Below are 25,763 nucleotides of genomic sequence, written 5' to 3' on the forward strand. Positions count from 1 at the left end.
GCCGGGCATCATCTCAGGCGCCAGCCATCTGCCTAATCGTAAATGCCCTTCGTCCAACCACCGTAAACCCAGTGGACTCCGGTATTGACTGTTCAAAAACACGCCCGGTCTGCTCCAAGCGCAGATAGCGCGTTGCGCACTTTTTATCCAAACAGTTGGCTTTGAACCCTAAAGGGCTTTGGAAAACCAGCGGAGCCCTGCCAGAGCACACCGGGCACTTTTCCAAAGCAAGAATCGCCTGGTTGTGACCTTCCAGGGCTGACGCTTGCGCAGTGGAGTTAGAGGCAACCAATGCCTCCTTGAGCGCCGTCACTGCCTCCCCGGCCAAGGCCTCAGTAACAATCAGTTCATTTTGCTCTGAATTAACCTGAACCCCCGCAACCTGCTTTGCCTGTTCCAGCACTTTTTGCGGGATTTTTTGCAACGGCTGCGCATACGTAATCAGAGCCATTCGGCAAAGCACCTGGTCAACCAGCAAGCCAAAGCGCTCCGTGCAATACATGTCCGTGGGAGACAGCGGTATCCACTGCTCCGGGCAATAAGCCGCATCAATCTCCTGCCCCATTGCCGGCCAGGCGATAAACCGCTCCTTGCTCTGTGGGGTCACCTCAGGAGCAGGCGCATCACTCAACCAAGGCACAATGGTAAGCAATACCTCCTCTGGCGCTGAAAGGCCAGGAGAACTGCAAAGCAATTGCCACTCCAGCCCACGTTGCCGAAGAAGTATGTGCCTTCCGGCCCAGACACCTTCGTCCTGGCCATTCAGATAAGGCAGCAGTGCCCTCCTCATAACCAGACCGGCGTAACGAGAATAGACAGAAGCAAGAGACTGGTTCTGCCTGAAGCGCTCTGCTGGCGTGGCACGCTTGGCCTGCGCCACCTTCGCCAACTGATCCCACAAGATAGCCAGATGCCGATAATGCTGGTCGTGGCCAAGTATGTTGGTCATATGCAGCGCACCTGTCACTTGCGCCTGCCGACTGACCAACAAATACAGACCACTTTGCTGCAGACCCGTAATCGTCTGGTACAAGCCCTCAAGTTGATTAAGCGTTTTACCAAGCAACGTTGATGCGTTACTGGTTTCCTCTGCGCTGAATGTCATCCCCCACAAGCGACAAATTTCTTCACGCAGACGGTAATCGACATTCTCCGCCTCATAGAAGCGCAGCGCCTGATTCAGCGTCGCCTGCAAGCCACGCAACTCCGCCAGGCGTCCGTGCAAATAGCGTTCAATCTTATCCAGCAAGCGCGCAAAGACACGATTCTCATAGATGCCATAGTCATCTTCGCTGAAGCGGGCCAGTACCTTCTTGGGGATCACGCCACTCAAGGTCTGCCGCTGCCAGCACTCCGAGTGCGAGGCCAGATGCACCAAAGCCCCTTTTGCCAAACGGCGTGCGCGCCCGATATCAGCCACCTCATCCTCATAATGCAGATCAAGGCGCGGACGCTGCGAGATGTGATGCAGATGCCCTTGCTTCACCACATCCAGAAGCTGCTCCTCAAAGGGCTGCAGATGGCTCTTGGCATCAATGATGGAAGCGGGCATCAGGGGGGACATCAAAGGCGCCTGCAGCGCCTCGGCATCAATAGTCGTAATGACCTTGCTCAGCAATTCCGTTGCCGCCGCCAGACTTTTTTGCGACGGCGTAAAAGTGCAAGCCTCATCACCCAACTGGCAGCGCTGGTCCCCATCACTCACCAGCACACCCGTAAATACCGGTGTATGTCCATTGAACGCAGGCCCGTCACCCACAGACTGATAGCGACCGGGCGGAATGAGGGCGGGCAAGTGCCGGCACTGCTCACCAGTAAAACGATCAATCCACATCAGCTACGCCCATCCAGGCGACGAATATCAGCCTCCAACAGCTCCATAGACTTGCGCGGATCACCCGCCAGATCAGCGCTGATCCAGAACTCCTCCAGAGCGCCCTTCAGATTACGCAGCGTCTCGGCAGAAACGTTGTAGCGGCCGGTCACTTTGCCAGGACGCATGATTCTCGTGGCCAGCAAGTGATCGAGCGCCTCCCCCGAAGAGGCCCCGCAGGCCAGCATGACAGGGATGAAATCCAGCGCCTGTTTTTCAAAGCGGTTCCCCCAGCCCAGCTCAAACTGGCTGCCCAACTGTTCGGTGAAGGCATCGCCGGTCAAGTCCTTCAGCAGCTTGACGACCTCCTCCTTGCGCTCAGCACGTGCCTTGCCAAATGCCTTGCGCAAGGAGCGATAAGAGTAGTTGGCCGGCTCAAACGACTTGATCGTGAAGCGCTTATCCTGCTTGGGCAGAGTCATTACATGAGCACGATCATAGGTCTTGTCCGCCAGCTCATTGGTGGTTTCATCATGGTTCGCGGTACCAATAAACCAGACATTGGCTGGCACCCTGATCTTGCGTCCCTCGGCCAGCATCGCAGGTGCATTGGGCAACGACGTTTCCGAGAGGCTGATCAAGCGCTCATCGGGGTTGTTCTTCTCCAGGGCAGAGAGGAACTCGGCAAAGTATTGCTCAGGGCGCGACAGGTTCATCTCGTCCAGCAGGATGATGTTGCAGGTGTCTTCCCAACGCGGGGTCTGCGCTTTGTATAGCGCCTGCAAGCAGTCCTTCTCGTAGAACCGTCGCTCAAAGGCGTTGTAATGACCAAGAAGATCATCCCGATCACGCCAACCGGCCTGCACTGAGATGTCTGTGCAGAAGCCCCCCATTGCTTTGGCAAAAGCCTTGGCAAGACTTGTTTTACCGGTACCACTGATACCCTGGAAGACATGCAGCTGGCTCATGGCCAAACCACCCAGCAGCACGCGGATATCCTCGATCGGATAGAACAGTTCTACATGCTTTTCAGCTTTAGCAATCCGATGCTGTAACTGGGTGGCAAATGTCTCTAGATCAGGCACTTCATCCAGTTCCATACGCGCCCGGTAATCACGCTCACTATCCATCAGCGACATGGCAGGGAATGGCGTCTGGGTCTTCTGCGCACTGGTCAGCTGCTCGATGCGGCTTTCCAGATCATCAATGTGAACGGTAAGGGTATTCTTGTGTTGCTCCAGAACACGTTTCTCACGCGCCACAGCCTCAAGCTCTGTAGCCGCGACACGCTTGTTGCTCAACTCACGACGCAGCTCATCCCGCTCAGGGCGTAGCTCAGCTACTTCTCTTTCAAGATCAGCCTTGCTGTCACGCAGGTAGTCATTATCGCGCTGCAATTGCGCCGTATCCGATTGCTCCAGGCTGCGCTTGAGTTCACGGTTTTCCTGACGCAGCGCTTCCAGTTGCTGCAGGATCTCAGCTCCGGATACTTCGCCCAGGGATTGCTTGAGCTCCTGAATATCGAGCAGCTGCTCCTTGAGTTCATTCGCCTTGCTCCAGGCCCGCTCACGCTGCTCTTCCAGCTTGGCAACAACCTGGTGATGATTCGCCCGCTCGGATGCCATTTCCTCATCCAGACGCTGCTGCAAGGCCTTTTCCTCTGCCTGGATATCCGCCCACTCACGATCCAGGCGGCTACGCGCACGATCTAACTCGACCACTTTCTGCTTGATGTCGTGCTCACGCTGATCAAGCAACCTGACACGTTCAGCCTCTGCCTCCGTGCAACTGAACTTGACCTCCGCCAGCCGCCTTGCTGCCTGGGAAATTTCACCGTCGAGCTGGTGCTTGTCTTCGCGCAACGACTGAAGATCCGCTTCATGCTGACGCACCTGCTGACGTTGTTGCGCCTCCAGCTTACGTAAAGCCGCTTCGTTTTCCGCAACAAAGCCGGCTTGCGCATTGGCCTCTCGCATATTCAGGGAACGCTCGGCCTCCAAATTTTCGGCCATCTTCAGCGCCAATTCCTGCTGAGCCTCAAGCAGCTTGTCCCACTCAGCCTTGAGCTCAGCTTTCTCTGCATCCAGTCCGGAGCGGACGGCCACAAGCGCTTCCTGTTCGGCTACCTGCGCCAGTGCCGCCGCCTCGGCAGTTTCAGCTAGTTTGCTGGCAGCAGCCCACCTCTCGGCATATTCGTCATGCAAACGCTCCTTGAAGCGCACCAACTCCTTGCAGAGCGTGGCGAATTGCTCAATCCAGCGAACCAGATCACTGTCGCCCTCAAAACGCTCGCAGACGCCGCGCAACCACTCACGCTCGACAGAAATATCCAGTGTCATGTCAAAAGACTGATAGGCCTTGGAAGCGTTCTCGAAAGAAGCGCTCCATACATTCACTTGCTGCTCCACTGAAGCACGGGCCATACCGACCGCAGACGGTGCCGCTGCAGGGATTTGCTGTGGACCAAACTTGTTCGAGCTTTTCTTGCCCATTACATCCATTCCTTAAAAAATTCGGTGAAGCCCAGCGCGTACTGGATGTTATCCAGCGTTTCCTCATAGGTGAGGGGGGCGACTTCTCGTCCGGTAAAGCGGCTCTGCGCATGGCTGCTGCGGTTACGCAAATCCGCAAGCAGCAACAGCCTGTCAAGTTGCAGCTCGCGAGCTAACAGCGTCTTGAACGGGTGCCCGGAGTGGTTGAGCGTTCCCATTGCTGCAGCAAACAGCAAAGCCTTCAGGGAGCTGCCTGGCCGAGAGCAAGCCAAAATGATCTGATTGATGTTTTGCCCGGCTAGTTTGCTGATTACCCCGTCGGTAAACGCCGGCAACTGCAAGGCGGATAGCACGCGCGCATTTAGCCCTCGGCCAAGGTTTTTCTGTTTGGGCAGATGGCCTGCTTCAACTGGATATTGGTGAATCAACCACTGCATGAGGACCTCAAGCAGTTTCTGGCACTCCATCACTGCAGCATCCAGTTCCTGCTCACTCTGGTCGCCTTGTTCCAGCTTGTTCATACGCAGTAGCAGGGCTGCCAAATGCCGCTTGATATCCGGTTGCCGCGCCGCCCAGGGGTATTCCGTGAGCACCTGCATATCCGCCTGCTGGCGCATGGCCTGCAGCCACTGCTCAACCGTCTGATCATCCGCACGCGGAACAGAAACCAAAGGCTGCAAATGGTTGAGCAGGTACTTGCTACCCCCCTCAGTCTGCTCCCGCAAAGCATCCTGTAACCACCAGGCGTTGGCTCGCAGCGCAAACGGATCGTCGACTGCCCACAGCTCCAGCCCCTCGTCATCAGGCTTGGCCCAGAGCAGTACCCTTGCAGGCTTGGCGGTATCATCCAGCCGCTGCACCCCAGACAACTTAAGGAATTGCGGGAACTGGCCGCTATCGAGCTGCCGAGCTGCCCGGCAATCATCCCGATAGTCGCGATAAGCTATCGCCAGAGCCTCATGATCCAACGTCGGCAGTGATGACTTGCCCGCCGCCATCACAAACGGCCGGATTGACTTGCCGCTTTTCCGCTCCCCTTTGAATACGGGATAGCGTTGCAGCGGATCTTCGGGCTCGATCGAATCAAGCTGCTCAGCGAAGCGTGGCCAGAACTGACCACTGATAGCATCCTGGAACAGATAACCAGCCTTCAGGTTGTCATCCTCAACAGACTCACCATCCAGCAGTTGCTCGCCTTTTTCAGTCAGCCCACGGGCACTATCAGTCAGCCAGCCGTTACTCACCCCTTGAGCCAGTATCAGCTTGATCAGATTGACATGCAGCCCGGTCAACTCAGCGATTGCCTCCGCTTGCGTCAACTGTGCCCGGATCAACCCCAGCACAGCGCGCTGGAACAGATTCAACTGAGCCTCTTTTGCCTCGGGATAAAGCACGCGATGAACCAGCACCGGCCACAACAAGGGCCTAGCCTCGCCGCGAGGCTTTTCAGCAAACTGCAGATAAGTACCGGTTTCAGCGAATGCAGCCATGCTCACCCCCACACAGCTGATAAAAAGCAGCCAGAGCTGGTACAGCCTCTTGTGCATCCGGGTTACTGGCCAAAGCAGCATCCCCGACACAAATCAGCATCTGCCTTTGCCGGCTCATGGCCACGTTCATGCGGTTTGGCAAACGCAGGAAACCAAACTGACGGTTCAGTTGCAGCTCACGCTCACCCCCCTCGCTGGCAGCAGCTCGCACCGAGCGATTGGGCTGGAAACTGCGCACGCAAGACAGCAGCACCACATCGAACTCCTTGCCCTGGAAGGCGTCCACCGAGCCAACCCGCAAGCGTTCCTCTGCAACCACGCTTCCATCTGCCTGCACCTTGCGGGTCAACTTGAACTGCTCATGCGGCTCGTAGCCCCCCTCGCGCTTTACCATCAAGGGAGTACCGTCGATTTTCTGCTGAGCGAGCTTCTCCATGATCAGATCGCGCTGTGCCGCGTAGAAAGTAATGATGCCAACAGACAACGCCTCACCGCCGGCCTGCATCAGCTTTACCACTTCGTCAGCAATGCGCTGCGCCTCAATCTCTCGAACCCGGCTAGTTCCCCGGCGCTGATCACGCCCCTGCACCGCCGGCACATCAATCCACTGACAAACATGGCCGCGGTAGGACTCCGCCAGCGGCCCCAGCCTGGAAAGCAGCTCCTGGCTGAATACAAACGCATCTGCCGGCCTGCCGGAATGCAGAACCCCCAGGTTTTCACATTCGTAGAAGTGCTTACTGACAAAGTTGCCCAAGACCGGATGCATGCGGAACTGGGTATCAAGCATCACCACACGGCGAATCGAATCCTGCTTTTCCAAATCCTGTAGCTTGACCCGCATACGCTCGAAAAGACTGGATCGGAAAGCCGCCAGTTGCAGTTCGGTCAGTTCATGCTCCTCCTGCAACTGCCCCTCGATATCCGGCTCAAGCATGTGCGGGAGCTGGCGGTCATCGCCCACCAGAACAATCCGCCGCTTGGCCATGGACATCGGAATAAACAGATCCAATGGATTGGCCCGTGCTGCCTCGTCGATGACAACCGTATCGAACTCGATATCCGAGTTGGAGCTAGTGGATACCTCTTTCAACATTTCCATCTGCTTGCCCGCAGCCTGCTGGCAGGTTGCACCGACCACCATCGAATACTCATTGACCACAGCCCGCGCAGCGGAACGATCGGACTCCAGACTATCGACCAGTTGCTCCAAGACCCATGCAACCCCCTGCTTGCGCTTGGCCATGCGGTCTTCCAGATAGCGATCCACCTCATCAAGCAGCGCTAGGCCATCAGGGTCTACCTGGCGTTTCAGCGCAGCCGGCCGGTAATCCGGCAAGTGCTGATCAAGCAACAGATCCTTCCAGATCTTCAGAGCCTGAAGGGTCGCCGGCTCAACGTGCGAGCTGTCGGCAAGTTCTTCCAGCAGGCGCAGCAGCTCCGGGGCCACACCTTTTTCATGGCGCTTGAGCCAGCTCAGCAGATCCCAGGCACGCTCGCCGCCATCATCGGTAAAGGCAGCAACCTCGACACGCAGAGCACGGATACGCCTGAGCAGCTGAGAGGGAGGCAGACCTCCCGCAGCTGTAGCCGGCGCTTGACCGGCAAGCGTATCGATATACTCCTCGAACTGACTTTCAAGCCGGGGCGGCAATGCCAGGCCGCTTTGCTCCAGTTCACGCAAGTCATGCAAAAGGCGCTGGAACTCATCCGCCTGCTGTGCAGGGCCGGTACTCGCTACCCGGGCAAGGGCCAACCTCGCGGAAATGGCCCGCAACTGCTCAAGCTCAGGGAAGCGGCTGTATTCCTGCGCAATCTTGCGGTGCAAATGAGCCGCCTGGCGTTCCAGCCAAGGCTCAATCAAAGCCGCCTGATCACTCTCGCCGTGCTTGCCGCCCACCCGCGCGCCAGGTAAGCCGAATACATCGCTACGCTCCAGTGCATTGTCGACGGCATCATGCTGAAAACTGCTGACCAGTACCTGCGCCGCAATATTCTGCTTCTCCGCTCGCTCACCCAGACAACGCTGCAATGCTGCAATAACCTGGGTTTTACCGGTACCAGGAGGGCCGATGATGATTGCCAGATCAGGGGTATTGAGCGCGCAATCCAGCGCCAGCGCCTGCTTCTCGGTCGGCTTGCCACCCTTGAAAGACTCCAGCACGTATGGGGTCAGCCCGCTGATCGGGCGTCGTCGCGCAGCAGGAACCGCAACCCCTTCCAGCAGCCATTTCAATTGCGGCAGCCGCTTGCCCGAGTCAATCGACTGCTTGGCTGCCAAGCGACGCTTACCCATCGAACGTTGGCCGGCAAGAGACAGATACAACCAGCCCTCCCCCGCTTTCGGTCGGATGTTGGTCTTACCCGCCGCCTGTTTGAAAATCACGCAATCTGGCTCGAAGCGAATAGTCCCCCGCGGAGCATTGGCAGTCCTTTGAGCCTTCTCGGATGAAAGCTCTTCCAGCCAGTCCGGGCGCTGATCGCCCAGATCAAACTGATCATTGCTGCTCAGCTCCAGATCGCGCCAGCGCTCGCGGAACGCCTGATACTGCTCCTGCGACTTGGGAATCAGACGCCAGGCATTGCCACGCCCCTCCTGAAAGCCGTGGCACTCGGCGTAAGCCAGAGAACCCAAACTTTCTGCCTGCTCTAAAGCTCTTTGCCACTCTTTATCGTTGTAAAGATTCCAGAGTTCGAGATAGCTGGCGTTGTCACGCAGCGCCGCACTCAGCAGAGCCTGCTGACTGGCGCTGCCGAGCGCAGCCGCAACAGAGGCATCCTTAAATTCAAATTGGCCAAGCAGGATGGAGAATGCACCATCACGATGGGTATGACGGTTAACACGCTTGAGCAGAAAACTGCCATCCTGGCGCTGCTCGACATCGGCACGCCAGCCATTACCCAGCAACTGAAAACCGCCCTTGCTAGCGGTGTTGCTGAAACGAGCAACCGTCAGCCAGTCCCCCTCGGCCAGACCCTTCACCACAAAGTGCTCGACAAACCAGCGACAGGCCAGTTCAACAGTGCTGCCGGCAATTTCGCGCTTGGCGTGCAAATCCTCAGCAAGCAGCTCATCAACACCCAGTTCAAGCTGCATTGCCGTTACTTCAACCGGTGCGCAGTATTGCACCAGCAGCTCGTTTTTCTTCGTACCGGTCAGCAACCAGCGGGTCTGATCACGCAGGGCCAGACGGCCAAATATTTCGGCATCGGCCTTGGCACAATTGACGCGGATGCGCACATCTCCCTGTACCGCCAGCCAGTCATCTTGATAGCGCTGCAGGAAAATAGCCTGCCCGTCCTGCAAGGCATCCACAGACTCATCTGTAGAAAGCGCCAGCACATCGGCTGACAGCATGGGGAAATCTTTAAATTCCATTTGCTATCACCACCGGAATTGCCAGACGACTTTGCTGGAGGGCAACCCGGAGTCCTTATGCCCTGACTTCGCAGGCTCACCTACATGAATCAGGAAGGGTTCCTCATCCTGGCCACGCAGGCTCTCCTTGAGGCCCTGATAACGCTGCAACGGTTTAATGTTCTCCCCGCGCTGCAACTGCAACTGGCTCTCAGGCAGCGGGAAAATCCCCAGGCCCTTGTCGCTGTACTCGATACGGATATGGTCAGCCGGCCAACGGTCATAGCTGAACGTCGGCAGCAAGCGCTTGAGCTCAACCTGCCCTCCCGGCTGCAGCCAGACCTTGCGCCCCGTCGCTACCAGCTCTTGAGGAGTCTCCACATCCCCTTCCTGCTCGGCAGGCAAGGCAATGAACTCCTCAAACAGAACCAGACGGCTGTCAGCTGGCGCCTCACAGAAAAAACACTCCGCTTCGTCCGCTGCCCGCAAGTCCACTGGCAACAGGCTGGTACTGCCGCAGCCAGGGCAGCAATAGATGCGCTCGTCCACTTCAACCAGCGCCTCAAGCCACTCGGCCATAGCCGGGCGCTCATAGGGGCTGGCTCGCCCCCCCTCAAAGCAACGGCTAAACAGTTGGGGTAGCTTGCTGTGCTCCAGCAACTGCAGCGGCAGATTAACGAAGCAAGCGTTACTGTCGTCCTCGCTATCGTTGATCCAGGGGTGCTCACCTCGCAGCGCGGCATCCTCGACTTCAGGCTCACCGTCGCTGACCATCTCACCCTTGAACGGGTGGTTGTGTGTCAGCAACTGATAGGCAATAACGGCGAAGCTCCAGCAATCGGTGAGGCTGGACAACAACGCCTCACCACGCACCACTTCCGGTGCGCCATAGTCCACGGTGTGCAGGGTCAAGCCACTGTGGCTATCGAGGCTGATGTTGTCGCAGTCAATCAACCAGGTCTCGGCATGTGCAGAATCATCCGAGACAAAGATATTGTTCGGCGACAGATCACCGTAGAGCATGCCGCGCCCGTGCAACTGATTCAGTGTTCTGGCCATCTGGCCCAGAATACGAATACGCCGACGCAGCCCGCCCTGGCGCAGATAATCTTCAGGTGCCTCTTCTTCAGCATTAGCAAAACTGCCCAGCAGCCCCTGCAAAGGCACCAGCCCGTCCATCAGCTCCATCACATAACCGCAGCGTGGCTCAGCCAGCAGTACAAGCGGTCTAGCCAGCTTCAAATCGGCCAGATCCTGCCGGGTCAGCCATTCGATGTGCTCACGCCAACGACGGCGCGCCTGCTCATCCTTATTGGTAAACCCCTTGATCAGAGCTTGTGGGTACTGGGTGCGGTAAACAACGCCCTGCCCACCACTGCTCAACTCACTCGTGAGCTCATAAACCGAACCTTTGCTGTCCTGCACCATGCGCTGCTTCTGCGGCGCGGCCTTGTTCGTGCTCATCTGTATCAATCCGTTAAGAAAATTCCAGCAATGCTCTTGTCGTCACCATGGCGTGGCGTCGACCAGTCCAGCAGCTCACCCGTCAGCCAGCGGCGCATGCTGCGCTTGCTACTACAACGCAGTTGGCGCCGGTAAATGGCATCAAAAAACGACTCAAGCTGCGATGGAATCAGATCATCCGAGATACCATCCGTCATCAGCAGTACGCCATCACCCGGCTGGCTCAACTCAAACTCGAAGCTGCGAGTATTCCGGGCATCCGCCTGGGCCAAGGTCAGGGTCTGATTACCGAAGCCCTGGCGTTGATCGGTCAGCACCCTGAAAGCGCCAGCGCTTCTTGCCAGCAGCAATCCATCGCCAATCTGCCCGGCAACAGCCCGGCCACGGGCATCCACGCGCGCCCACAGGCAGGTCGTTTCATGTAGGCGATAACGCTCGCCAAAACAGGCCAGCCAGGCCTTGCGAACCTCGTCAGTAACCGCTGCATGAGTAATGTCCGCCTGGCACCGAAGCACGTGCCGTGACAACTGCACCGCCTTGCGCGAACCGAAGTGGCTCAAGGGGCGACTGCCCAATCCATCGGCAACTGCAACGCACCAACCGCCGCGTATACCACTGACGGCCAGGGCATCCTGGTTAGGTGAGTCATCCTGTTGGTGGGCGGGGCCCCTCACCGAAGCCCCACTCGCCAACAAGCGCATCAGAAATCCCAGTCCTGATCATCCGTCGGGATTTGCAGCGGAGCAGACTGATTCGGCGTCGCCGAGCGGCTACGTGCACTGACGCTCATCGTCACAGCGCGGAAAAAACGGTGGATATCCGCAGCATTCTCGGCACGGAACAGCGGTGCCTCCGGGTCATTGGCAAAATCACCGAGCATGCTCTCATCGGCATCAGCACCGATGGCCATGGCAAAGCGAGTGGCCTTGGACGAGCGCTCGCCATTGGCCAGACGAGCAAAGGAACCCTGCCAGTCATCAGTAGGGTGGCCATCGGAAACCAGCACGATTACCGGTTTGTAGGCGCGGGAGGGGATGCTGTCCTTGTCTTCGATCATCTGGCTGGCCAGTGCCAGAGCACCACCCAGCGGAGTCGCCCCCGCAGCAGTAAGCGGGGTGAAGCCCTGCAACTGATGAGCCGGAGTCAAAGGCAAATTCACCTCTGCTTGACTGCCAAAGGTGATCAAACTGACCTGCAGTTCAGCCCGCAGGCGGCTCTCGCCGGCAAAGCTGCTGATCATGTCTTTCAGGCCCTTGTTCAGCGCCTCGATCTTGCCATCCACAGACATGCTGCCACTGGTGTCAGCCAGAACGATGATCGGCAGCGGACGGGCGGTTTGGACCTGGAATTTTTTGAGTTCTGACACTGTGTACTTCCTTGATAGTCAATTGGATATCTCCCTATAAGCGCATTCCGTGCCAACTCATGTTTTCTTTTAAAAACAGTATGTTATGCAATCTTGAAGGCCGAGAAATATCGTTATATACGTAAAAACCGTTATTTATTGGTAATTTTGTTTACCGACACGAACAGGGGCTCATTCACAACGCTGTGGGAAATACCCCTCACAATCCCCAGTAATACTGCTTAATCTTCTGCGCCATCCGCTGTCGGCGTTCGAGCAGAAACTCGTCGAACTGATCCGGCGCGTAGGCATCCAGATTGTCCGGCAGACAGTTAGCAGCCAGGTTCGCCTTGAGGCCCTCCAGGCGGTGGTACGCCCCCACGGCGCGTAACCCAACAGTGGAAGTGCACCCATGATCAGGCTTGGGGCGGCGGCCAGGGGTGCTGCCTTGAAAAAGCCGGACTGCAGAATTCTCTTTCGCAATTATTTGTGAACTCTCAAAAGCCAGAGAACGACCAACATGTAGCCGTCTACAACGGCTGAATGGATACGGCCTTCCATCCCCAGCTTTCACGCTTTTTGTTGTAGACCTGTACCGCCGTACCGGAAACCTGCTGACCGTCTTCGATCTCGCAGCGCTCCACCAATGGCGGAGGAATAAATATTTCGCTTGGGGTAAATCCCATGCCGTTAGAGACGCGAACCGCCTCGGTGAAGTCCTTGCGCAACAAATCGCCTGGCACTTTTTCGCTCGCCTTTGCGGAAAGCACGCGGTATTGAGGGCCACGCTTCGAAACATAGCGAACAAGCTGCACCTCGATGGCATCGCCCTCGGCAAACGCACACGGCAACACCGACATCGGGATCTCACCATTGATCTCCCGGCTGACGATGTAGCGAATGACCTGTTTGTCCTCATTCACCTGGCTCACAACCCCTAAAAGCTCGGGTGCCACATCCCACGCAGTAGCGCCAGGCCGGCGCTCCAGCACAAACAGGTTGAAGCGCTGCTTCTCATCAAACTCGCCCTTGATCCTGACGGCATCCCCGGCCGCCAAACTCATCCGCGCGACCTTTGACTCAGGAATCGACACCTCCGCGGGGATTGAGCCCGTTTTCAGGAAAACCTTGCGCTTGGGCTTGTTCTCTCTACCCGGCACGACAAAGGTCTCGCCCAGGCAAGCATCAATCCAGGGCAAGTCATTGAACAGCAGCGCCTCAGCCGCCTTTGCATGCAGCCTGTAGTAGTCACGGTTGGATACCTTGGCCTGCACACCGGCAAACCAGTCCTGCGCCGCTATACTGGCAACCTCTTCAGGGATCTTGTAGCCCTCCTGCTCCTTGGCTCGAACAATAGCCTCGACCTCATGCTTGGCTGCTGCATGGTCATTAGCCTCCAGCATGCGCTCGGCGACTTTCAGGCGGATTTTCCCGGTGAACTTGTCCTCTGCCGAGCAGGTCAGCGCCTTGCAATAACAGCCCAGCGCAGCGTCCTGATCCTTTTGCGAGACAATTTCCCCCAGCAGCCCCCAGGCCCAGTAATCGTTGGACTTGGCCTTGGTCACCGCAATCCCGAAAGCCAGCGCCTCGTCATGCCGGCCCAGCGCCAGCAGCAGCTTGGCCTTGTTCAGCTTGAGAAATACGTTGTCCGGGAAGCGGCCCATGGCACTATCAATGAAGGGCAGTATGTACTCCTGTCCGTCAGCATCATCCGCAGCGGCCGCCTCCTTGCCCGCGAGCTGGATGACCTTCTCAGCCAGTGACGGATACTCCCTGCCATCCTCGGCGCGGTAACGCTCATAGTCTTCCCCGCGCAGGTGCTGGAGATCCCAATGGCGGGAAAAGGCCAGCATTTTCAGCTTGTCCTGCCCGGCCAGTTTGGCGGCCAACTGCAGCATGCGAGAGTGGAGCGGAGAGGGCTTTTCGATCTCCAGCTTGAGATAGTCACTTAAATTGCGCTTGACCTCGCCAACGCTGAAGTTCTCCTTGGCCAGCAGCGCCTTGGTGTGCTGGTAAAGCTCCCAGCCGAAACTGGTCTGGATCTCCTGATCGGCAGCACCGTTCATCCATACCTTGCGGTAGATGGCTGCAGCCTGCGCATGCTGCCCGCTCTTACTCAGCCCCTTGGCCTCGCTGATCTGCTGGCCAAAGGGATTGCACAGCGATAGCGCATGGCGAACGCCTTTACTCAGCACATCGTCACCAGGATCGACAGCAAGACTCTCCAACTGGCTGCGATAGTGCGGCAGGTTCTCCAGATCCCCGCCCTTGACGTCTCGCTTGATCAGGTCGACCAGACACCAGGCAAATGCCTTGCGGTCCCAGTCATCTACCTGCGGCGCAGCCATCAACTCAAGCGCCATCTTGTAGGCCTCGTCGATCGCTCCTTCCCTGCGCTTGGCGAAAACCTCCTTGTTGCTAATCACGCTTGCATACCTACCGTAAGAAGCTGCCCCACCTCAGCGGCCAAGGTGCCCGGGGAGCACGCTGCGACCACGGGCTGGCATTTCGTAAACTGGTCTCTGCCGTTGTACCAGATGTCATAAACAGCCACGGCACCATCGCGGGCAAAGCTGTAGCGTTGGCACCACTGCAGCTCAACAACCTTCTGCAACGTGATACCACTGTCAGCGCACAGGCCAAGCACCTTGGCGTGGAGCTCATTGAGGAACGGCTTGGCGAAATGGGCCTCGGCAACTCCGGCCGTTCCGCCATCTGCAAGCGGCAAGCCCTTGAGCGCGGCCAGCACAGCACTCAGCTCGCTGCTCAACTCGGAGAGGTAAGGTGCCGCTACACCGGTAATCTTGCTTCTTCCGTTATAGGTAATGTCTATGCGGGCAGACTCTGCCTCACGGCTGAAGAGGTAAACCTCCTGGTACTGGTGATGGAGGACGTCCTCGATACTGATCCCCCGCCCGGCAATCAACCTGCGCACCTCGGCCAGCAACGCGAGCAGCGTTGTTGCGCTGGCGGGGATGCCAAATGTTTCGGATTGCGGCGCAGGGGCAACCGCTGCAGATGCAGGCGCAGCAACGCTGGAAGCCGGAGCCGGAGCCGGAGCCGGAGCCGGAGCCGCGGGCATGCTGGGCGCTGCGCCGAGCAACTCCAGCGCCGGATTGGCCACCATCTGCATACCACTCCACGGCTGGATATTCGGTGGATCGAGCAGATAAAGGTGGCGCGCCGTTCGCGTGATCGCCGTATAGAACCAGCGGAAATAGTCAGCCGTCAGCTGGCTTTGATGGCTTTTGCATTTAACGAATACATGGTTCCACTCACTGCCCTGTGCCTTGTGGCAAGTGATGGCGTAACCGAACTTGAGCCGCAAGGCATTGAAATACGGATCCGCCATCAGGGCGTCCTTGAACGCCTTAGTCCGCCTTGGCAAGTGCTTGTGACGCATGCAGAAATCGAGGTAGAGCGCCTTGTTCTCATCTGACGAAAGCGTGGGCTCCTTGCTGTAGAGCAGATCTTCCATGATCTTGGCTTGGAAAAACCGGGGCGAGCCATCAAGATCACGGAAGCCTGCCAGCACGTCCCTGAAGCGCAGCGGCACAACAATTTCCTCGACCACTGAGGTTTCGGGATTTCTCCGCTTCAGCTTGACGCTGCGCTCTTCAACCTCTCCGAGCACCTCACGGATCAGGCCGAAGTCACCGTTCGAGATAAAGAACCCGTACGCGTTGCTATTGGCAACAGCCATCACCTTGTCCCCCGGACGCACCTGCGCCCAGCCGGGGAAGAAGTGTTCGCGAATTAGCCGGTTGTAATCGCCCACGTCAGCGTTGGAATGAGCAATGACGATGGACTCGCCGTTGATCTTGCCACCGCAGGAGTCCAAGTAACGCTGCAACAGCGCCTGATGTTCGACCTTCTCAACGTCTGGATAGGCGAGGTCCATGGTCAGGCGGTTGAACACCTTGCTCTGCAATGACTGTCGCAGGGGCTGAGCGTTGGCCAGAATGCCGCTCTGCGCTTTCTGCCGCACCACCTCAGACAGCTCGTATTCGCTGCAACGGACGCGGTGATGGCGCAACAGATACTCCGCATCCAAAGCAGGGGAAAAGTTCATCCCCACCGGTGGCAGCTGCGCGTCGTCGCCGATAAAAATCACCTTCTTGCGGTGATCGTTATGGTCCAGATTAACGAACTCGAACAGGTCGGCAAGCAGATAGCCCGAACCAAAGCGGAAGAACTCTGCCTCCTGGTAGATGTCCGCCACCATGGACGCCTCATCCACGATGTACACCGTATCCACCGAGAGCGTGTTCACCGCCAGCTTGGCGTAGAACTTGAAAGTCTCGGTACCCTCGGTGTCTGCATCGCGGTACTCGTCCATATCGTCGAACGCATAGAGAGTCTTGTGCAGGGTGTAAGCCGGCGACTGGGTTTTGCTGGCGATCACCTTCGCGGCCTTGCCGGTGGGTGCGGCGAGCACGTAGTTGCGGCCAATGGCCCGGAAATACTCGGTCAGCCCCTTGGTGATGAAGGTTTTGCCGGTGCCCGCGTAGCCTTTGAGAAGGAAAACGCTCTCCGACCTACTACTTAGGAAGCGCTCGATCTGTTTGACCAGCTCCGTCTGGCCACTGGTCAGCGTATAGCCGGCAAAGGCGTCGTGAATGCTGATATGTCGGCGCGTGTTCGGGCCGTTGAAATCGATGGTGCGCTGCGCCTGAGCCGAGGCGCACTTGAAATCATCAATCCTGGCCTGTTCTGGCGCCGGACTGAGTGACGCAGCTTCTGCCTGCGCCGCTTTCTCTGCAGCCTCAAGGCGGCTCAACTCGTCTTTCGCCATGGCCAACTGCTCGGCATGGTCTTCTGCAGGGCTGCCCTGCTCATTGGCTTCGACAGGCACAGTGAAAGGCGGATAGCTGTCGGCAGACTCACCGCCACAGGTTTTGTAAAACCACTGACCGATCAGATACGCATCACCAATCAGGGCCAGCGCAACGCTGGAGTCGATCAAGCCGCCATGGGCGGCCTTATTGCCGATCATCCGCAGCGCATGCAGCCTCTGTAGCACGATGTCGCCAACCAGCTCCACAAAGGCCGGGGACTTGAGCTTCTCGAAAAAGCCATCACTTGGTTCACAGGGCAGGCGCAAATCCCGGTAGAGCACCCCCACCAGCACCTCGGCAAAACAACGCAACTTGACCACGGCGGTATGCGGGTCAGCAAACACATAGCGTTCTGCCAGCGAGGCATGCTGATACAGCTCGGGCCAGCGAGACTTCAGCGGGGCAAAGTTATCCGAAACCATCCATATTCCTTACACAACAGGCGAGCCCAGAGACAACTCAGAAACCCTAATCCAATACCAAGACTACCTTGCAGTCTTTTCGCGCAGTTCCGCCCGGAGCTTGTCCCTTTTCACCAGAACCTCATCTGCGGCTTCTCCCGTCAGGCGGCCAGCCAGCTCCTCATACACCTGCAAAAGCTCCTTACGCTTGGCCATGACCTGACGCGGTAAAACCGCAAAAATCTCCGGATGGGCAATCTGAGCCTCAAGAACTTTCACCTGCGTTTCCAGAGCAGGAGTCCTTCCTGCCTCAAGGCGTTCCTTGAGTGAACGGTTAAATTCAGCCGATGAGCGATTAACGTCATCCAGAAAGTCGTTGAGCACTGTAAGCGCTCGCGAAACGGCCTCCGCAGCCGAACCCAGCACAGCGACAGTGCGTTTCAAGCCCGTCCAGATTGACATATAACTGCCTCAAATCCTGAATAAATAAATCTGTCCCGTTTATCCCCTGCACTGGGAGCAGGCAGACCAAACCGCTTCAGCAGAGCCATACACCACGCGGGATTCAAGGAACCAACGCCAGCAAACTCTCAACGAGCTCTTTCAGCTCCGAGCGCTGTTTGTCGCCATCTTGGTACATCGAGCGCTGGAGGATTTTGTCGGCACTCATCAGTGGCCAAAATCGATCTGAAACATCGTCTGGTTTCATCCCTACTGCGTCACCAATGATCTGCTTGGCATCGCTGGTATCGGTGAAATTAACCACGACACCGGCTTCTTGCAGAATCAAATCTGGACACAGGTAGTTCTCGATTTCACGCTTACGAGTCGAATAAAACGCCCGTCCAAGCCCTTCAACTTCTTGTTTTCGCTTGAGGTTTGTCTTGTGCTGAAAGGGATCACCAAGATCTGAGTCGAGGAAAACGCACCAAGGCAGGCCAATTTCGTCGGCAAGTTGATGAGTGACCCAATGCTTCACGTTTCCACAGCCGCCAACGTGAATCGGGATAAGCCCCTGATCATCGAGATCGCGGTCAATAACGCTTGCTGCCTTGAGGGTGCTAGCTGTGTGACGCAGGAAGGTGATGTCGCTCTTGCCTTCCACCAGGATGATTCCCTTCGCACGCTCCATCCCCGTTTCGGGGAGCACACCCAAACTCTCGGCGGCCTCCTTGAGCACATTGTCATCTGGCATCTTGACGATGGGGATGCCGTTCTCATCCTTGGTGACGTAGCGGATGCCATCGATGGGCATCAGGCCGGCCAGGGCGGGAACGTGGGTGGTGACAATGATCTGCCGGTTGGGCTGGTTGGAGAGTTCCAGCAACGCCTTCATCAGCATCATCTGGTAGTTCGGGTGCTGGGAGGTTTCCGGCTCTTCGATGGCGTAAATCACATTACGCTGGGAGCCCATTACCGCCTTCTCCGCCTCGGCGCGGAAGAAATTGAGCAGGATCAGCCGGCGCACGCCGCTGCCGCGCTTGTTGATGGGGATACCGTTCTCGCCATCCAGGGTGAAGCTGAAGCTCCACTTGGGCTTTTCCTTGAAACGTGGGGTCAGTTCATTGGCCAGCTCGGGGGCCATTTCCCGCAGCTTGTCGAGGGTACGCTCAGCGACATCCAGCACACTGGCTTCGATCTGTTGCTCCAGCGCGCTGATCTGATCCTGCAGCGCAGCCTGAGCTTCCTTGACCGCCTGCTGCAGCGGGTTCTTGGCCTCAGCATCGCCGTCACTGCTTTCACGATCCGCCTTGAACAGGGCAAAGGTAGGCAACTGGGCCTCGATCTTTTCCCAAATGGATTTGCTGTCGGTCGAAAGTCCTTTGCTAACGTCCAGCAGCCTCTCCTGACAGGCAATGGGCTGCGCTGCAGCACGGATAGCCTGCCGCCACTGTGAAGCCACGCGCTTGTCTGCTACTTGCTCAGCAACGCCTTGCTGCTCACCGAGCCTTTTCAGTTCGGTCATCTTCAGGCTCAGCAGCCCAGCCAGCGCTTCATCCGCAGGGTGCTGGCAGCGGATAGCGGTGCGCTCCAGCTTGCCGGTATTGGCCTTGAAGGTTTTGACAATCTCCAGCGCACCCTCGGCGTTGAGCAAGTACTCCTGCGCCAAGGAGGTCTCTGCATTTTCATCGAGCACCAGCGCCTCAGGCAGATCATCAAACTCACAGGCAATCTCGAACTGCTCGGCGCCCTCGGCCAGGCTGAAGCAGTTCATATCGCTCTTGTCGGCCTTGACGTCGCCGCTCTCGAAGAAGATCGCCAGGGCTTCGAGGATGGTCGATTTGCCATAGTCATTGCGCCCGACGATGCCGGTCATGGCTTCGTCGATGGGAATGACGGTAGTGGCGCGGTAGCCGCGAAAATGTGTGAGCTTGACGGACTTGAGGCGCATGGGGATTTCCTTATCTAAAGCTGTCCTGAAAACGCCAGCTGGGATAGCGATTCGAAAAGTGGCGTATTCAACCCAGATTCGTGGCGGAGGCTAGACTCCGATACTTTCTGCGCAATAGCGGAAAATTTCTCCTGAAGGCCTATCGGCGGGACAGGGATTTCAATTTCGTCAAATAGTGATTTTTTTAGAATCGGAAGTGTAGTCTGAATTGCTTTAGAGCTAACCAACCCAGGAGACAGCTTAAATACAAAAAACCCATAAATATCTGAAATTTCAGAACCCCACTCCTGCGCATTTATCTGCTGATTGAATGCTAAAGAGCGGCCAGCAATCCCAACCTTCCCAACAGTACCTATACAACAGACCAACAAGCTGCCTTTGCGGCAAATTTTTGAATACTCAGCCCCCTCTCGGGTCACCTCCCGAACAGAAGAGTCAACTTTCCCACACAAATCACCAGGAGTTACAAAAGGCAAACCTTCGCCCCACATACCAACTTTCTCACCTGGGGGCGTCCTGCCAGTTGCTGACTTACCCAGTAATTTAAGGCTTTTCTTGGGCCATCCCTTCGGATTGCTTACCGGGTCGCCGAACATGTCCAGAAACACGGCGCGGAGGAAGTCGTCGACGAGCTGGATGGCTTGCTGGTGTTTGAGGCGAATGGCATCGGCCTTGTCTAGGATAGCGGCGATGCGCTTTTGTTCGGGCAGAGGTGGGAGAGGGATTTGCATCGCCTCGAAATTGCCCTTATTAATAATCGCTACGGTAGTTGATGGAGCCATAGCCTCCATTTTTGGCTTTAAAAGCTGCAAAGCGTAGAAGCCATACTTTGCGTCAACTCTATTCTCGTCAAAGATCACTGAGTTGATCTGTTGATTTGTGGCAACAGGCGTACCCGCAATCGCCATCTTCCCAAGCGAGCCTATACAGCAAACCATTACAGCATTATTTGGTACCAGCTTAATTGCCGAGGCGCCTTTAGCGGACAAGGTTCTTGGCGCACTCGTTACATAAGTCTCCAGTCCAAGCTCAGCAGGAGTGACAAACGGAATATCCCCGCCAAAGTTCTGATCATCCACCGTTGATGGTGTCTTCCCTGTAACAACCTTTGCCACTTCTTTTATGGCAACAAGAGGCCAGCTCACAGCATCCCCTCCAGCTCATCCAGATCCGCCAGAATTTCCTGCTCCAGCCCTTTTAGCCGTTGCAGAATCACCTTGGGATCCTCGTACTGTTCCTGCCGGTACTCCACTTCCTTGTAGCGATTGATGGAGAGGTCGTACTTGTTGGCAGCAATATCCTCTGCGGGCACGACAAAGGCCTTTTTGCGCTTGTCGCCGAACAGGGTATTGATGGTGCTGGCGCTGAGGTTGCCCTCAATCATCTGCCGGTACTTATGCCACTGGGCTATAGCATCGGGCAGGTCGTTGCTGCCCTCTCCTTTCAGCTCGGTGCGCTTGTCGTCCAGCGAGTAGCCGTCGGCCTGCAGGTCATAGAACCACACACGTTCGGTGGTACCGCCCTTGGTAAAAATCAGGATGGCAGTGCTGACGCCGGCGTAGGGTTTGAACACACCGCTGGGCAGGCTGACGATGCCTTCGAGCTGGTTGTTGTCGAGCAGCTCCTGGCGCAGTTGCTGGTGGGCTTTGGACGAGCCGAACAGCACGCCGTCCGGCACGATCACGGCGGCGCGGCCGCCGAGCTTGAGCGAGCGGAGGATATGGGCAACGAACAGCAGCTCGGTCTTCTTGGTTTTCACCAGACCGAGCACGTCGGGGTTGGTGTTGGTTTCGTCCAGGCTGCCTTTGAACGGAGGGTTGGCCAGCACCACGTCGAAGAAGTCTTGTTCCTGACGCGGGTAGTGCTCCTTGATGGATTTGCTCAGGGAGTCCTGGTAGCGGATGTTCCCGCCGTTCACGCCGTGCAGCATCATGTTCATGCTGGAGACGCGCAGCATGGTGGTGTCGAAGTCGAAGCCCCAGAACATCTGGCTGTTGATGTGCTGGCGGTAGGGTTCGAGCAGGTCGCCGGAGTAATGCAGGTTGCCGTCTTCGTCGGTGAAGGTGCCTTCCGGGCTTGAATGCACGCGGTTGAGGTATTCCATGGTGCGGGCGAGAAAGCCCGCCGTGCCGCAGGCCGGGTCGCAGATTACCTCGGTCGGCTGCGGGGCGATCAGTTCGATCATCGCGTCGATGATGTGGCGCGGGGTGCGGAACTGGCCGTTGATGCCGGCGGTGGTGAGCTTGCTCAGCAGGTATTCGTAGATATCGCCCTTGACGTCGCTCTGGGTCAGCGGCAGGTCATTGACCATCTCCACAGCGGAGGTGAGTACGGACTCGTTCTTGATCTCTAGATCGGCGTCCTGCATGTACTCGCTGATATGACCGAGGCCCTCGCGCTCACCGCCCTCGCCTTCAGCACCGCCGAGTTGGGCGAAGAAGGGGTAGACCTTCTGCTTGAGATGGCTGTGCAGCTCCTTGCCACTCATGTTGCGGAAGTTCTTCCAGCGCAGCAGCTGGCCTTCCGGGGTATTGGGAAAGAGGCGGTCGAAGGGCTTGCCGGTGCGATTGGCTTTGCGCTCGGCCACGTCTTCCTGCATGTCGAGCATGCGGGCGAACATCAGGTAGCTGATCTGTTCGATCACAGTCAGCGGGTTGGTGATGCCGCCGGTCCAGAATTTTTCCCAGAGCTTGTCGATATCGTTGCGGATTTTGCCGGTGAGCATTCAGTGGTCTCGATCTATAGGTTGTGCGGCCATCAGGCGGGGGGGGCCGGGCTGGTCGGGGTTCTTCAAAAAGGGTTTGAGCACGGCCACCAGTTCGGTGACATCGGCGGGGGCGAACACGCCGTCGATGCCCTCGTGGGAGATGCTGGAAAACGGCGCGTCGTAGAGTGTTTCAATCACGATGCTGCCGTGCTGGGCGATGTAGTTTTTCAGCAGGTTCATAAAGCGCACCTGCTGGGCGGTCAGGCTGGGATGGGCATGGAGGAACTGTTTGAAGTGTTCCTCAATGGCGTGTGCATCCAGGCCAATGATCTCGCGTACGGTGAGGTGCAGTTGATCGGCTGTGCGACCGTAGAACTCGTTGAGCACCTCCAGGCTGACGCCGGGGTGGCTGGTGAGGATGGTCGAGGTCAGGGTTTTCAGCTCGCTCTCGGCAATGGGTTCGCCCTTGTGGATTTTTTGCAGGGTCGGGTTGGCGGCGAGCATGCCGGCAAGGATGTCCTTGAGGCGGCGGCGGTAGATCATGGCCTCGCTGGCGCCAGTGATGTACACCGCGCGCTCGTCGCCCAGCAGGTTGCCATCCTTGGTTTTGGTGGTTCCTATGCCATCACCTGGCCCGGTGCCGGTCTGACGATATTTCATGATGCCGCGCAGTTCCTGGCGGGCGTTTTCCAGCTTGTCGATGCTCGGCTGCAGCCAGAAGTCGGCGCTGCGTACTTCGGCGATCAGGGCATCCTTCTGGCGGACGGCCTGGATATTCACGGCGAGCTTGTCCAACTCGGCCAGCAGGGCAATTTTGCCGTCCTCGAAGCAGGTGGCCTGCTCGACCAGGCAGCACTGAATACCGGCGATCAGCTTATCCAGCGCAGTGGCGTGTTTGTCGCGCAGCACGCGGGCCGACATCAGCGGGGCAATGGTGTTTGTCAGCAGGTGTTGGGTTTTGCCATCGAACTGCTGCAGCTGCTGGGTTTGCTGCAACTGGTGCACGGCGCGCAGTTCACGCTTTACCGCCACGCTGGTGTCGGGCAGGTCGTTGATGTCGGCACGCAGCAGGGCAATGGCGGCGTCAAAGGCAGCGGCATGGTTGTGGCGTAGGGCGGCTTGGGCCAGCGCCAGGCGAGCTTCGAAGGTGGTTTGCAGCAGGGATTTGCTGCCGGTGTCTTCCGGCTCCTGATACTCCTGCTCGAAGAAATCGAAGTTGCCGTAGTGGTCGAAGATCAAAAACTCGGTTTTGTCTTTACCGGGGCCAAACAGGTTGGGGCGCAGGCGCGTACCGCGGCCGATCATCTGCCAGAACTTAACCCAGGATTTGACCGGCTTGGCGAACACCAGGTTGACCACTTCCGGTACGTCGATGCCGGTGTCGAGCATGTCCACCGAGATGGCGATGCGGAAGTCGTTATCCGGCTTTTTGAATTCCTTGATCAGGGTGTCCACGTGCGGGATGGCGTTGTGGATGACCTTGCAGACCTTGGTGCCGTACTGCGGGTAGAGCTTGCAGAAGAGCTTTTCCAGGTGCTCGGCGTGGTCCTGACGCTGGGCGAAGACGATGGTTTTGCCGACCAGTGAGCCGGTCTCATCCTTGATGCCGTTGTTGATCAGGTTTTCCAGGATGATGCGGTCGGTGTCTTCGCTGAAGATTTTGCGACCGATGTCCTTGCCGGCGATGGTGGTGCGCTTGGCCTCCTCCTCGCCGAGGTCCTCTTCGAGCTGGCGCTTCTGCTCGTCGCTGAGGTCGTTGTAGTGGATGCCGTCGCGTAGGAAGTCCGTGGTGAGGTCCTTCACGCGGAATGGCACCAGATAAGGCGGCTCATTATTGATGGCAGCATCGAGGCCGAACTCGAAAGTCGGGTCTGTGGTTTCGCAGTCGAAAATATCGAAGGTGTTGCGGCTGATGAACTTCACCGGCGTGGCAGTGAGGCCGACCTGCAGCGCGTCGAAGTAGTCGAACAGGTCGCGGTACTTGTTATAGATGCTGCGGTGGCTTTCGTCGGCGATGATCAGGTCGAAGAAGCCCACATCAAGCTGGGCGAAGCGGTTCATCATGCCCGGGTAGGTGGCGATGTAGATGCGCGCGGTCTGGTCGACCTTGCCGGTTTCGCCGATCACACAGCGCGGCTCGCTGGGCAGGTTTTGCTTGAAGGCGTCATCGGCCTGCACGCGCAGCTCTTTGCGGTCGCAGAGGAACAGCACGCGCTTGGCCCAGCCGGTGCGCAGCAGCAACTCAGCCAGGGCGATGGCCACGCGGGTTTTGCCGGTGCCGGTGGCCTGGATGATCAGGGCCTTGCGGCGCTGCTGCTGGAAGTGGGCGGCGACGGTTTTGATCGCCTCAATCTGGTAGGGGCGGTCGGCAATGCTCAGCTCTGGGTTGTGTTTCTCCAGCGTGGGGACACGGTACTGGCGCTGATAGGCGAGGTATTCCAGGCTGTCCTTGCTGTAGATGCCGTACACCGGGCGGTAGGTGTTGTACTGCTTATCGTCCCAGATAAAGGTTTCGTAGCCGTTGCTGTAGAAAATCACCGGGCGCTGCATGCCCATGCGCTCGAAGCCGTCGGCGTACATGCGCGCCTGTTCGCGCCCGGCTTGCAGGCTGACATTGCCGGATTTCTTGGCCTCGATCACGGCCAGGGGCTGACCGTTGTCGCCCCATAGCACGTAGTCCGCACGGCCCTTGCCGGAGACGTTGCCGGGGAAATCGACCTCCACTTCCTGGCCGACCTGCGCGGGGTTGCTGACATCCCAGCCGGCTTGCAGGAGCATGGCGTCGATCAGCAATGCGCGGGTTTTGGCTTCGTTCCACTGCAGGCTGTCGGCCACCTTCTGGCTCTGCTGCTGACGCTTTTGCTGATCAGGCTTGGCAGGCGGGTCGACCTTGTCGAGGTGGCGGGTGCGCTCCTGCTCCAGCTTGTCCATCACGCTCTGCAGCGCTTCCTGCTGCTGGTTGAGTTCCTTCTCATAGCTGGAGACGGTTTTCTGCAGGCGGACGAGGGTCGCGGTCGGATCCTGCACCTCGGCAAAGGGCGGAATATCGGCCTGTGCGGTACCGTAGTACTTGATGGCCATGTACATGGCCAGCTGATGGGCGGTCTTCAGTGCCAGTTGTGCATTGCGCAGGTCACCTTCAGCGCCGTGTGCGGTGTCGTTACCCTGGATGCGCAGGAAATTGATCTGGTGCACCAGCGGCTTGCTGACGCAATCGACAAAAACCGAGTTTTTCACCAGGTCGTAGAAGGTTGACTGCGGCATGCGCGGCAGCAGCTCTTCCTTGTAGATGGCTTTGGTCAGCTCTTCGGCAAAGCTGCGCAGGCGAGTGAGTGCGCTGCCCGGATCGATATGCAGGACGGCTTCAGCGAGGCCTGCGAGGTTCGCCAGCAATTCGTTGCCGGTGCGGAGGAACTCGAAGTTGACTGATTTCATGTAGGCGATTCTGTCCATGAGGGTCCTA

Annotated in this window: 15 protein-coding genes; all 15 read right to left on the reverse strand. The window is 57.6% G+C overall.

Going from position 1 to position 25,763, the window contains the following annotated elements:
• Window positions 1–13: 13 nt before the first annotated feature.
• Complete coding sequence (locus UIB01_RS20195) at window positions 14–1,834, reverse strand: hypothetical protein (protein ID WP_230585268.1); 1,821 nt, start codon at window positions 1,832–1,834, stop codon at window positions 14–16.
• Window positions 1,834–4,305: an AAA family ATPase gene (locus tag UIB01_RS20200; RefSeq protein ID WP_038664477.1), complete on the reverse strand. Its 2,472-nt coding sequence runs from the start codon at window positions 4,303–4,305 to the stop codon at window positions 1,834–1,836. Before UIB01_RS20200 ends, UIB01_RS20195 begins: the two co-directional genes overlap by 1 nt.
• Window positions 4,305–5,795 carry a hypothetical protein gene (locus UIB01_RS20205; protein WP_038666039.1) on the reverse strand — a complete coding sequence of 497 codons (1,491 nt, stop codon included), beginning with the start codon at window positions 5,793–5,795 and terminating at the stop codon, window positions 4,305–4,307. The genes UIB01_RS20200 and UIB01_RS20205 overlap by 1 nt, the downstream gene beginning before the upstream one ends.
• Window positions 5,779–9,174, reverse strand: a complete 3,396-nt coding sequence (locus UIB01_RS20210; protein WP_038664480.1) for a DEAD/DEAH box helicase — start codon at window positions 9,172–9,174, stop codon at window positions 5,779–5,781. Before UIB01_RS20210 ends, UIB01_RS20205 begins: the two co-directional genes overlap by 17 nt.
• Before the next feature lie 6 nt (window positions 9,175–9,180).
• Window positions 9,181–10,581 (reverse strand): protein kinase domain-containing protein, encoded by a 1,401-nt coding sequence (locus UIB01_RS20215; RefSeq protein WP_230585269.1) that lies wholly within the window; start codon window positions 10,579–10,581, stop codon window positions 9,181–9,183.
• 41 nt (window positions 10,582–10,622) lie between these two features.
• On the reverse strand, window positions 10,623–11,318 hold the full coding sequence (locus tag UIB01_RS20220; RefSeq protein WP_038664486.1) for a PP2C family serine/threonine-protein phosphatase: 696 nt from the start codon (window positions 11,316–11,318) through the stop codon (window positions 10,623–10,625).
• On the reverse strand, window positions 11,318–11,983 hold the full coding sequence (locus tag UIB01_RS20225) for a vWA domain-containing protein (RefSeq protein WP_038664489.1): 666 nt from the start codon (window positions 11,981–11,983) through the stop codon (window positions 11,318–11,320). The genes UIB01_RS20220 and UIB01_RS20225 overlap by 1 nt, the downstream gene beginning before the upstream one ends.
• Before the next feature lie 199 nt (window positions 11,984–12,182).
• The gene (locus UIB01_RS23165; protein WP_153574101.1) at window positions 12,183–12,344 is read right to left on the reverse strand and encodes a hypothetical protein; all 162 of its coding nucleotides are present in this window, start codon (window positions 12,342–12,344) and stop codon (window positions 12,183–12,185) included.
• A gap of 148 nt (window positions 12,345–12,492) precedes the next feature.
• Window positions 12,493–14,028 (reverse strand): DUF7017 domain-containing protein, encoded by a 1,536-nt coding sequence (locus UIB01_RS20230; protein WP_155268720.1) that lies wholly within the window; start codon window positions 14,026–14,028, stop codon window positions 12,493–12,495.
• A 356-nt stretch (window positions 14,029–14,384) separates the two neighbouring features.
• A complete protein-coding gene (locus UIB01_RS20235; protein ID WP_038664493.1) occupies window positions 14,385–17,222 on the reverse strand; it encodes an ATP-dependent DNA helicase in 2,838 nt (945 codons plus the stop codon).
• A 63-nt stretch (window positions 17,223–17,285) separates the two neighbouring features.
• Window positions 17,286–17,663 carry a hypothetical protein gene (locus tag UIB01_RS20240; protein WP_038664496.1) on the reverse strand — a complete coding sequence of 126 codons (378 nt, stop codon included), beginning with the start codon at window positions 17,661–17,663 and terminating at the stop codon, window positions 17,286–17,288.
• A gap of 103 nt (window positions 17,664–17,766) precedes the next feature.
• Window positions 17,767–19,593 carry an AAA family ATPase gene (locus UIB01_RS20245; protein ID WP_038664499.1) on the reverse strand — a complete coding sequence of 609 codons (1,827 nt, stop codon included), beginning with the start codon at window positions 19,591–19,593 and terminating at the stop codon, window positions 17,767–17,769.
• A 14-nt stretch (window positions 19,594–19,607) separates the two neighbouring features.
• Entirely contained in the window at window positions 19,608–20,738 is a 1,131-nt protein-coding gene (locus UIB01_RS20250) for a restriction endonuclease subunit S (RefSeq protein ID WP_038664502.1), read from the reverse strand.
• Window positions 20,735–22,318, reverse strand: a complete 1,584-nt coding sequence (locus tag UIB01_RS20255) for a type I restriction-modification system subunit M (protein ID WP_038664505.1) — start codon at window positions 22,316–22,318, stop codon at window positions 20,735–20,737. The genes UIB01_RS20250 and UIB01_RS20255 overlap by 4 nt, the downstream gene beginning before the upstream one ends.
• Window positions 22,319–25,735 (reverse strand): DEAD/DEAH box helicase family protein, encoded by a 3,417-nt coding sequence (locus UIB01_RS20260; protein ID WP_038666041.1) that lies wholly within the window; start codon window positions 25,733–25,735, stop codon window positions 22,319–22,321.
• Window positions 25,736–25,763 lie beyond the last annotated feature (28 nt).

Origin of the sequence: Stutzerimonas decontaminans (assembly GCF_000661915.1) — a bacterium.
GTDB lineage: Bacteria > Pseudomonadota > Gammaproteobacteria > Pseudomonadales > Pseudomonadaceae > Stutzerimonas > Stutzerimonas decontaminans.